Source organism: Thermodesulfobacteriota bacterium, from assembly GCA_034189135.1.
GTDB lineage: Bacteria > Desulfobacterota > Desulfobacteria > Desulfobacterales > JAUWMJ01 > JAUWMJ01.
In genome coordinates, this window is the sequence record JAXHVO010000023.1 from 1 (window position 1) to 10,677 (window position 10,677).

General features: G+C 43.4%; 12 protein-coding genes. 11 read left to right on the top strand and 1 reads right to left on the bottom strand.

Annotation, left to right across the window (positions count from 1 at the left end; genetic code table 11):
* The first annotated feature begins 403 nt into the window (after nucleotides 1–403).
* Together SWH54_02945 and SWH54_02950 are read left to right on the top strand one after the other, a co-directional pair.
* A complete protein-coding gene (locus tag SWH54_02945) occupies nucleotides 404–1,165 on the top strand; it encodes a hypothetical protein (protein ID MDY6790205.1) in 762 nt (253 codons plus the stop codon).
* A gap of 75 nt (nucleotides 1,166–1,240) precedes the next feature.
* On the top strand, nucleotides 1,241–2,317 hold the full coding sequence (locus SWH54_02950; GenBank protein MDY6790206.1) for a hypothetical protein: 1,077 nt from the start codon (nucleotides 1,241–1,243) through the stop codon (nucleotides 2,315–2,317).
* Nucleotides 2,318–2,664: 347 nt separating this feature from the next.
* On the opposite strand, the gene SWH54_02955 is transcribed toward SWH54_02950, so the two are convergent.
* Nucleotides 2,665–3,450 (bottom strand): NRDE family protein, encoded by a 786-nt coding sequence (locus tag SWH54_02955; GenBank protein ID MDY6790207.1) that lies wholly within the window; start codon nucleotides 3,448–3,450, stop codon nucleotides 2,665–2,667.
* Between the two features lie 95 nt (nucleotides 3,451–3,545).
* Here SWH54_02955 and SWH54_02960 point away from each other — a divergent pair, with 95 nt between their 5' ends.
* The 9 genes from SWH54_02960 (at nucleotide 3,546) to SWH54_03000 (ending at nucleotide 10,580) form a co-directional block, all read left to right on the top strand.
* The gene (locus SWH54_02960; GenBank protein MDY6790208.1) at nucleotides 3,546–4,832 is read left to right on the top strand and encodes an acetyl-CoA C-acetyltransferase; all 1,287 of its coding nucleotides are present in this window, start codon (nucleotides 3,546–3,548) and stop codon (nucleotides 4,830–4,832) included.
* Between the two features lie 503 nt (nucleotides 4,833–5,335).
* A complete protein-coding gene (locus tag SWH54_02965; GenBank protein MDY6790209.1) occupies nucleotides 5,336–5,833 on the top strand; it encodes a GNAT family N-acetyltransferase in 498 nt (165 codons plus the stop codon).
* Between the two features lie 169 nt (nucleotides 5,834–6,002).
* On the top strand, nucleotides 6,003–6,329 hold the full coding sequence (locus SWH54_02970; protein ID MDY6790210.1) for a TfoX/Sxy family DNA transformation protein: 327 nt from the start codon (nucleotides 6,003–6,005) through the stop codon (nucleotides 6,327–6,329).
* A gap of 106 nt (nucleotides 6,330–6,435) precedes the next feature.
* Entirely contained in the window at nucleotides 6,436–7,026 is a 591-nt protein-coding gene (locus SWH54_02975) for a GNAT family N-acetyltransferase (GenBank protein ID MDY6790211.1), read from the top strand.
* Nucleotides 7,027–7,102: 76 nt separating this feature from the next.
* The gene (locus tag SWH54_02980) at nucleotides 7,103–8,689 is read left to right on the top strand and encodes a PHB depolymerase family esterase (protein MDY6790212.1); all 1,587 of its coding nucleotides are present in this window, start codon (nucleotides 7,103–7,105) and stop codon (nucleotides 8,687–8,689) included.
* A 300-nt stretch (nucleotides 8,690–8,989) separates the two neighbouring features.
* Complete coding sequence (locus SWH54_02985; GenBank protein ID MDY6790213.1) at nucleotides 8,990–9,424, top strand: hypothetical protein; 435 nt, start codon at nucleotides 8,990–8,992, stop codon at nucleotides 9,422–9,424.
* A 132-nt stretch (nucleotides 9,425–9,556) separates the two neighbouring features.
* Entirely contained in the window at nucleotides 9,557–9,787 is a 231-nt protein-coding gene (locus SWH54_02990) for a ribbon-helix-helix domain-containing protein (protein ID MDY6790214.1), read from the top strand.
* On the top strand, nucleotides 9,784–10,116 hold the full coding sequence (locus SWH54_02995) for a type II toxin-antitoxin system PemK/MazF family toxin (protein ID MDY6790215.1): 333 nt from the start codon (nucleotides 9,784–9,786) through the stop codon (nucleotides 10,114–10,116). Before SWH54_02990 ends, SWH54_02995 begins: the two co-directional genes overlap by 4 nt.
* 314 nt (nucleotides 10,117–10,430) lie before the next feature.
* Nucleotides 10,431–10,580 (top strand): hypothetical protein, encoded by a 150-nt coding sequence (locus SWH54_03000; protein MDY6790216.1) that lies wholly within the window; start codon nucleotides 10,431–10,433, stop codon nucleotides 10,578–10,580.
* Nucleotides 10,581–10,677: the final 97 nt, after the last annotated feature.

Below are 10,677 nucleotides of genomic sequence, written 5' to 3' on the forward strand. Positions count from 1 at the left end.
TATTAAGGGTTGAGCGAAGCGAATCCATATATGTAGATTAAGATGGTCGTTTTGGTATGATAAATGATTTGAAATGAGAAAAGATGGGCCGGAAAGCTACCGCGAAGCGGTTTCGTTCATCAGTAGGTTCGCTTAACCTTTGGTATTCTCAATAAAACGGTAGATATCAGTTGCGGAAATTCCTGCGATATTCGATTTAAATCACAGTTTACCAGGATTTGACAAACCGGGCGTTGCCGGTGTAACCTTCAGATATCCATTTGATATTTGCAATAAACTCATCGATTTTGATAGTTGGTAATTTCTCAATATATCACCACCTGAAAATATTTAAGGATTGATAGAAAAGTCTCAAATCCTTCTCTGCTAAAATTACTCATCTTTTAAAGAGATTGAAAAGACTATGTTTCATACAGGATCAGAACTTTTTGAAAGATTTAATTTATCTCTTGAATCTGAAATAATTTATTCTGACTATAGTAGAAGTATGATTTTCGTTTATCGACACGCAATTAAGTTCACAGACAAAGCAATCCTAATCCTATACCCGGCCAAAGACCATGGCGATTGGATTGAAGCTGAGAGCATTGATTTCAGCCCTTGGGAGAACATAATCGGATTCCAGAATTTTCGAGGGAGTGATGCTATAGAGGAATTTTCACGCCCTGAAATAGACAATTGGCTCTCGACAATTCCTACTTCTTGCCTCCAGTATCCATTCCTTTATGCCCGACAAGGCAAAGTCGCCTATATTGTTGAAGGGGTTCCGAAATCGGCACACAGCAGAAAAGGGAAAGAAAGATTAAAACAAGAGGTCCTGAAACGAAAAGATCTAATACAAGAATATTTCGGATCACCAGCCACAGGCCCCGTAGAAATTATGATTGATATCTTCTCATCAGACTTTAAGCGATTACCTGATGTGGACCGAGCATCAATAACAATCATGGATGCTTTTGAAGGAGCTGTTTATGAGAATGATAAACAAGTTAGGCATTTACAGCCCCGTGTATTTTCATCCACTTCGGCATTTATAAAGCTCGAATGTCAGACAGAACCCATGGAGGGTTATACTGTTGAAAATATTACAGCGGGCTCACTTTATCCTCTCGCTACAGGTGTTCTTGACTACTATGTAGTTCGAATAAATACATACAGAAGTTAAGCCAACAATTCACTGGTGCCGACCCAAAAAGCAGGGCGGCGCAGTTTGACCATTAAGTTTACGGTGGAAATGGAAATGAAGCAACTTGAAAGTGGAACTGTCATATCAGACTCAGGCAAAGTTCTTCAATTCAGTATCGACAACTTCGTTCAAAATATATGCCTTGCTGATAATTGTTTCATCTGTTCAGCGACGCGAGATGAAAGACAGTTCAATGATGAGCACATTATTCCTAGATGGGTCTTGAAGAAATACGAACTTTATCAGAAGTTTATCACACTGCCAAACGGTAAAAAATTTCGGTACGACAAGTACAAAATTCCTTGTTGTAAAGAATGCAACGGTCTACTCGGTCAAACATTTGAAGACAAGATATGTGATGCACTTTCCAAGGACTTCGACACCTTCCGAATTTTTCTTTCCGAGCACTATCCGCTCTTATTTGTTTGGATGGCATTGATATTCCTGAAAACACACCTAAAAGACAGATTCTTTCGTGAGGAATTTACCAAGGAGGAGAAGATCAGCGATTCTTATGACTGGGAGACGCTTCACCATATTCACTGTCTTGTTCTGGCAGTCTGTAACGGAATCGCTATTGATCCGAAGGCGCTGGGAACCTTGATAGTCTTACCTGTTGTAAAGTCAGATTTCTACGATCCATTCGACTATACAGACCTGTACTATTGTATGACCATGCTTATCAAATTCGGTGAAATTGCAGTCTTGGCTGTTTTGAATTACTCATGTGCCGCCATGAACATTCAAAAAGATATTCTTAAGCGTATTCGAGGTCGACTAAATCCGCTGCAACTTAAGGAGCTAGTAGTAAGATTTGCGCACTGTAACATCTCATTGATAAACAGACCTGAATTCTTTACGTCTGTGGATACTAAACAAAACCTAATCAAGATTGAGGCGAAATTGCCAGAAAGGTTAGAAATTCAGGAATTCAATAGGAAGGAATATGGTGCAATGTTGTACGAGTTTCTCAAGCCTGTGCTCCAAAACTATAAAAGCCACAATAGGGAGTGGGAGGTAGAACACTTAAAAGCTGGCGATTTGTCATATCTATTTGACGAAAATGGAAAGTTCAATGAGCGTTCAATTGTTTTTAGAAATAAAAGTGGAAATGAAATAGTTGAAACCTAATCTGGCGTTTTACTCGGAATTTTGTTCCGCCTTGCTCCACACAATCCGCTTAACTATTCGATAAAGTACAGATACTCCAACATATCCAAACTTTGAGAGCCACCTAAAAAGTAGTGATATTTTATTGTCAATCGAAGCCCTAACTTGCTTTCCAATTGTTTCAAATCAAGTATAGGTCAGAGCAGATTATCTACTGCGTTGGTTCGGTTTTTAAGAAACTCGACATACTAATATTTATAGTCTAGTCCCTGAAAAATCACCCCGTTTTTTTATCACACTGATTTTTAGCGGGGGTAAACGAGCATTGGAGAGATGCCATCCGGCGCTTAAACTTTCTACAAATTTCTTTACACCGTGTCGGAAAGCTTTAGGCTGAATTTTCGGGTTTTTTGTTTTAAAGATCCGGTTTTTTGAGGGATAAATGAACGTTCGGTGAATGAGGCTTCATGGTTTCTGTCTATCAGTATAAGTGAGGACGAGCGTGTTCCGTAAATGTCACTGGTAATAAATACCGGAGAAAGTATTCGTTCCCAGTTAAGGTCGATACCCGTGTCCGGAAGTTTGCTGTCAGGGGCAACAGTCCGGTCGGCAAGGAGGCGGAAAATATCTTCAGCATTGATTGGTTTTTCTCCGGCAACAAGTTTTTTAAGACCTTCCTTTCCTTTTTCCACCTTTGGCCAGGGTGTATCAAGCAGGTGGTTGCTCAGGCCGTAAAGCCCGGGTTTCAGTTCTTTAATCTTTTCTGTTTTATTTGAATAGTAATACAGCTCGTTTTTGTCCCCGATAAGCAGGTTGAACCCGTTATACCTGTATCCAATGGTTTTGACGTGTTTAAGATATGTTTTAGGAGCCTCTGTTCCCTTGAGATAATCACTGACCAGAAGACCGCGGGATGGCGCAGTTGGGTCGACCGGAGGCGGCTCACGAAAATTTGTAATAGCGGCAATTCGACCGGTTTTAGTTATTCCCAGCCAGGTTCCCTCTCCTTTAAGATCACGTCCGGCCAGCACAGCAGGTGCATCATCCCATAGCGCCAGTGGACTGGTAGGGCGATCATAAAATTCATCCCTGTTGGCTGCAAGGATCAGCCGGTAATCAGGATGCTGGTGGTATGAAAAAATAATCAGGCACATTTTCTCTCCATTGACCTGGTATGTATTAGTGTGTTATAGACCCTACACTAAATTTTGTTAAGTAAAAACTAAAAAATAATCAGGAGGTTTCGACAATGAGAGATGTGGTAATTGTAAGTGGGTCCAGAACGGCTATCGGTTCTTTTGGCGGGGGATTAAAGAGTGTTCCTGTGGTCGAGCTTGGATCGATCGTAATGAAAGATGTTTTGAAACGGATTAAACTGAAACCGGTAATAAATGAACAAATGCAGGAAGCTGCACCGGATAAACTCAAAGACCAGGGAATGATCGACCTTGAAAAAAAATCGTACGATTTTGATGATGCTTTTGTTCCCGTGACCATAGATGAGGTAATTATGGGTAATGTGCTCCAGGCCGGACAGGGGCAGAATACAGCGAGACAATCCATGATCGGCGCAGGAATTCCAAAAGAGACTCCGGCATTTACCATAAACAAGGTATGTGGGTCCGGGCTTAAAGCGATTGCACTGGGCGCTGCGGAAATAATGACAGGGGGATCAGACGTTGTTCTTGCAGGTGGTCAGGAAAATATGAGCATGGCTCCCATGGCTTTACCAAAGGCTCGCTGGGGGCATAGAATGGAGCTTACCGGTAAAGGTGATATATATGATTTGATGGTGTTTGATGGACTGTATGAAATTTTTTATGGCTACCACATGGGGCTGACCGCGGAAAACATTGCATCCACGTATGAGATCGGCAGGCAGGAGCAGGATGAGCTGGGTGTTTTAAGCCACTCCCGCGCGCGAATGGCGATCGAAGAAGGCATCTTCGGCCAGGAAATCGTTCCGGTGGTAATAAAGACACGTAAGGGTGAGATCGTATTTGACGTCGATGAACGCCCCATGGAAACGAGCATGGAAAAAATGGCAAAATTAAGGCCGGCATTTAAAAAGGACGGAAGTGTAACAGCCGGTAATGCTTCTGGAATCAACGATGCAGCAGCGGCAGTCCTGCTGATGAGCGCTGATAAGGCAAAAGAGATGAACCTTGAGCCAGTGGTGAAAATCAAAGCATTTGCTTCAGGTGGTGTTGATCCTGCCTACATGGGCCTTGGCCCTGTTCCCGCAGTGCGGAAAGTGTTAAAGACTGCAGGCATGACTTTGGATGATATTGACATGATTGAGTTAAATGAGGCCTTTGCAGCGCAGGCCATTGGCTGTATGCGTGAGCTCGGGATTGATAATGAAAGACCCAATGAGCTGGGAAGCGGTATCTCCCTGGGCCATCCTATCGGATGCACCGGCGCCCGCCAGATGGTATCCGGAATGAACCAGATGAAGCGCAAAGGGTATAACACAGGTCTGATTACCATGTGCATCGGTGGAGGAATGGGTATGGCCATGATTATTGAGCGATAAATTGTCAGGTGGATAGGCTGAAGACTGAAGACTGTCAGGAAAAAGCGCATCTAAAAGCCGTGTTTGATGCAAGAATTACATTCCGCCAAACTACGGAAACCATACTTTTTCTTGCCCAGCGTAACCAGAGGGGAAGCATGGGTGCCCTCTTCAGCCTTCAGTCTAAACAGCTTCAGCCTGACTACATCGGTGATTACAGTCAAAAAAATAAACCTTGCTTACAGTTAAAAAGGATCTTAAGCCACCCTCATCCACAAAAATTAATAGACTCACTTCATCTCTAACAAACGCTGAATCTCCAATTGAACATGCCGTTGGAAAGAGTAAGGTTATCATGCGATCGAATAAGCGTTACCCAAACCTTGCTTATATTCATTCATGATATTTTCCTTCTAAAGGGTTTGGTATGTTGTAGATGTATAACATGCCATAAAGTCGGCAAAAGCCTCTCAATCAGTCCGCTGGTTGGAAAAATCTATAATACAGCTATAAGATCGCAGACGATGAAAATACGAAGCGCGACACAAATAGATCTTCAAGACATTGCGGCGATTCATATCGAAAGTTGGAAAGATTCTTATTCGGATGTCCTACCAGCAGAATTCCTGGCCGAAAAAATCAATAGAGAACTTGAACGGTATTGGAATGAAGTTGAAATACAAAGTGACGACATAATATTAGTGGCGGAGAAAGAATCACTGGTGGGGTTCGTAGCGGTTTGGTGTCGACCCATTCCATTCATAGACAATTTGCATGTGATACCATCTCAAAGATCTCAAAAAGTCGGATCTGCCTTAATGAAGGCAGTGGCGAAAGAACTTATCAACAAGGGGCACAAAACAGCTTATCTTTGGGTATTTGAAAGTAATGAAAGAGCGATACGCTTTTACGGGCGATTGGGAGGCATCCAGAAAGAACAATCAATGAAAAACATATTCGGATATGATGTCCTAAGCCGAAAGATCGAATGGTATGATGTATCCAAAATATGTGAGAACTAATATACGTATGTTCGCTCAACAACAGAATTCAGGCTGACACCAGAAGCCGGCGGGATTTTTTCTCGAGTTCGAAAGGCTTCGGACGTTTTTTTGTGCATCCGATTCAGAGGTTGGCATGAGACGTAAATGTCAGAAGAAAAATTCAAGATAAGCTGGTAGTGGAAACGATATGCCAACAGAAAAGGCAGCCAAGGATTTAGCAAAACAACTCAGGAACGTAGGGCCCAAGCTGGCGGCAAAGTTAATTGAGGCGCGAATTGATTCCCCTGAAAAGCTGAGGCAGTTAGGGGCAAAGAAGGCATTTGAAAAAATGTACGCCGCTGGTGATTCGTATGGTGATTTTAACGCTGCCTATTTATATGCCTTAGAAGGCGCCATTCGCGATTGTGATTGGCTGAAAATTCCGAGCAAAATTAAGCAAAAATACAAGGAATACGCTCAGAGCCTTCAAACAAAGAAAAAGTTGAGGGCCAAAGTGATTAACTCAGGCGGCTAAATTGATGGCATTTCGATAATAAATACGATTTATGGATCTGTGACCTTTAAGAAATACCTGACGGTAAAAACGCCACTGGTTAGCTCAACGTTTACTAAAGAGAATAATGCAGGTTGATTATCTAGACTATTTACCAGATGATTTCACATCTTCAGCGATACAGCTTTATTTCAATGCACTCCAAGAGAAGTTTGCGCCGATTCTCAGCAGTGACGGCAGAGCACTACAAGCACTGGCAAGCAATATTGAGACAGGCAAATGTCTAGTTGCTATCTATGACGAAAAGCTTGTGGGCATCATGGGTATTCAGACAAGCAAGGGTGGGTTTGTGAACCCAAGTCTGAAAGTTATGGTCAGGATATACGGAATACTTGGTGGCATTCTTCGCATGGGTGGTTTGGCAATACTTCACCATATAACCACTACTGATGAGCTATATGTCGGTGGTGTCGCTGTAGCGCATGAGATGAGGGGAAAAGGCATCGGATTAGGTTTGTTCGAACTGCTGGAGCGGATTGCATTGAAAAAAGGTATCCGAACGATTTCTCTTGAAGTAATAGATACGAATCCAAGGGCTAAAACCCTATATGAACATCTCGGCTTTGTAGTAATGAAGACTAAAACAATCTGGCCGCTGAATTTATTCGTAAAGTTTCCTTTCAGATTGACATCCCTTATGGTTAAAACGATAGGCTGACCAACGTATCCAGCCGACGCGTTACGGGAAGCGCGGCTGACGCTTGTCGTTGAGATGCTTGTGATAAGGAGATCACGTGAATCAGAAGTGCAGATTAATCATACCAGTGCTGATCGGGGTCTTGGCCCTATGCGGATGTGCGGAAACATATTCAACTGTAAGGATGGGAGCGTCATCCCGGAACTCCTACCTGGGCAACCATATATTCTCCATATCGGCTGACGGATTGGAACGACGCTACGTTATTCATGTCCCGCAGGGCTATAACAGCGGCAAGAAGATGCCGGTCGTGATCATGTTCCACGGCGGGGGTGGAACCGCCAGGGCTGCAATGCGGAAGACCGGCTGGGCCGAAAAAGCGGACAAAGAAGGGTTCCTGGCCGTATTTCCCGAAGGGACTGCCCCTGACTCCGCAAGGCCGGGCCGGTTCCGGGACAATCCGCAGACATGGAATGACGGCTCTAAGCGGTTCAGTGTCGGCGCGGTTCGGCGGGACGTTGCCGATGTGGCGTTCGTTACCCAGTTGATTGACGACCTGAAGGCCCGCTTCAGCGTCGACGGACGCCGGATTTACACCACCGGTTTTTCCAACGGGGCTTCAATGAGCTTTCGTTTGGCACACGAACTCCCATGGGTTATCGCCGCCATAGCTCCGGTTGCCGGTGCTGATTGGATAGATCACCAGATGTCCGCTCGTCCTGTGCCCGTTTTGTATATAACCGGTACAGCTGATCCGCTTAATCCCATCGATGGGGGTGAGGTTCGTATCGGTCTGAAGTCCCACGGCAGGAAGCCTGCGATCAATGACATGATGGCGAATTGGGTCAAACTCCACCACTGTAAGGAAGAACCACACGTTGTTTACAACAATTACGGGTCAAGGGGCATGGCATATCGCAATCCGAATGGAACTGACGCCGTCATCCTCTACACACTTGACGGACACGGACACCACTGGCCGGGCGGGAAGTCGTTCCTTCCGGAATGGATTGCAGGAGAGAATACTTCCAAGCTAAATGCCACCGATGTTATCTGGGAGTTCTTCGAATCACACTCTCTACCTGCAGTGGATGAAACCGCCAAGAAATTAGCTGATGCACCTGAGAATTCGGGGAAAATACATAAAGTAGCTGAATATCCATCCTACTCGACTGCGTTAAAAAATTGGAAATCCATTAATGATATCGCTGATTGGATAAGACAATATTTTTCTTATGACTTTAATCGTGCACTTGATTTATCGGAAACAAATAGAGGAGATACAAAAAAGGTGGGTGTTTATTCACCTGCAGAGCTTTATTTAAAAAAGAAAGGAGTATGCATAGATTTAGCACGATTCGGAGTCGAAACACTGCGTAAGATTTTCCCGGAATTACATGCAAAATATATAATGATCGAATTTAAGCCGATAGTAATCAGTGGAAAAACAATAAGAAAACATTGGATTGCGTCCTATCAAAAAGAAGGGAAATATTATTATTTTGCCGATTCTAAAAGACCTGGGTACATTTCAGGCCTGTTTAATTGTAAAGAGAAATTTATTCACCAATATGAAAGATACAGAGGACGAAAAATCGTATCATTTAAACAGTTGGATGACTTTAAAAAGAAAAGGCGCTTAAAAAAACAGTATCATCCCCAAAAGTGCGGCACAAGAAGCTGAAAAACAATTGGGGAAATATGCAGAAGCTATATACTATCCAATCGGCCATTTGGACATCTATATTGGAGAAAACTTCGAAAATGCCGTTAGCGATCAATTGGACTTTTTAAAAAAACACATTTGATTGAAGCGTTGGTGACAACTTCATTTAGTCTTATTTGAACCATGTGTTCCAACTGACAAAAAACAGCGCGTTTAACCGGCATATTTTAGCTTCGGCGTTACCGGGTGTGGTTGTTTTACCAATAGCTTTCCCTGTTTTTACCGCTGAAGCCCACGTCAGCAACCGAGAAAAGATCAATGTTAAATCTGGTCAGTCAAGCCTTAACACGTATCCGTAGATTAACTGTTACTGAATGCGAGAACGCGTTCAACTGCGCGTTGCGTCGTGAAGATGTCAACCCTTACAAGTACTGGGGCACTTGTCCTGATCTTAACATCGAAACGATAGAGGTGCGCATTGGACAAACTGGCGGAATCATCGTTGTGACGTTTGAGGCCGGCGTACAGACCACCCTGGCGGAAGAGGTCCATTCGCTCGGTGAGCCGGAAGAGTTCGATATTGTTTCCCCACCGCCACACCCTGCTCCAGCTCCCGAGTGGCAACGAAAGTGGAGCGTTGGGTATACATTATTCGGAGCCAAGATCTATTTTGGTTTGGCGGAGGTAGACGATCGTGAGTTACTGACCCACATGTCAAGACACTTCGACCGCCATCAATGTGTTATCCAATGACTGGATGGATTTGATGGGCAGACTAAGCTTAGCAGCAACAGCGCCGGGTTTACTCCTTGGCGGCTGACGCCAGTGTTCGGTCTTGTGAAAATTGGGGTTGACATAATCACAATAAAGTAGTATGTTAGTAGTATGAAAACTAAGACATCAATCACACTTTCAGATGATTTGCTTAAAGCTATAGATCTTTATATTGGAGAGTACAAAAGTCGGTCGGAGTTTCTGGAGAGGGCGGCGCGGAAATTTATTAGTCAATTGGCTCGAAAAAAAGCAGAACAGGCTGATCTTGAGATCATTAATCGCTGTGCAGAGTCACTCAATACTGAGGCGGAGGATGTGCTCTCTTACCAGGTGCCTCTGTGACACGTGGCGAATTATACAGGGTTATGCGACCCTCATCGCGTGATCCGAAAAAATACCGTGTGTTCGTAATCGTAAGTCGCCAAATCCTGATCGATTCCAGATTCTCAACAGTTATTTGTGCTCCGATTTACACGGCCTACGAGGGACTTTCAACTCAGGTTCCTGTTGGAGTTGACGAAGGTTTGAAACATGATAGTGGAATTCACTGCGACGAGCTAATCAGTCTTCCGAAATCCATGTTGACGAACTATATTGGTAAACTCCCCCCCCATAAGCTACACATGCTTGACAAAGCATTAAAAATCGCACTGCAACTAAACGAAGATTAAACAGCCTGCAGCTCATATGAGGGGGAGAGGAAACAAAGATTCCAGGGGCCAGGGGTTCAATGGGTTGTTTTCTTAAGATTTTATCAGCTATTCTAGCATTCGTTCGATTTTAGTTATGTCTTTATTCAGTGTGTCAACCTTATTTTGGCGAATGCTTTTCCCGGTAAAATAAGTCGTTTTTTCTTTACTTGATCGTCTAATATTGATATAGATCATAAGGTTAACAGGTATCTTGCTTCCCTGGGATTTTTGCTGGAAGCGATTAGATTGGCGCTTTACGCCACATAACCATACGGGAGAAAAAAGAGATGAACGTGAGCAGAAAATTAGGTATTGTGGTTTTTTGTATGGTACCGGCCATTATTGGCGGTGGCATTATTTATGCTATTTTTCACAGCTATATGCCGGTTGTCATTTATGAAATACTTCTTTTATTTACGGCCGGCGCATTTGTCAGCAGATAAAAAGCTGATCGTTCAACTTTGTATGACACCTTTCTTCACTATTGCCTCAGTAAACTGTTTCATATAACTGCTGATGGTATATCATGGCTTTTTTTAA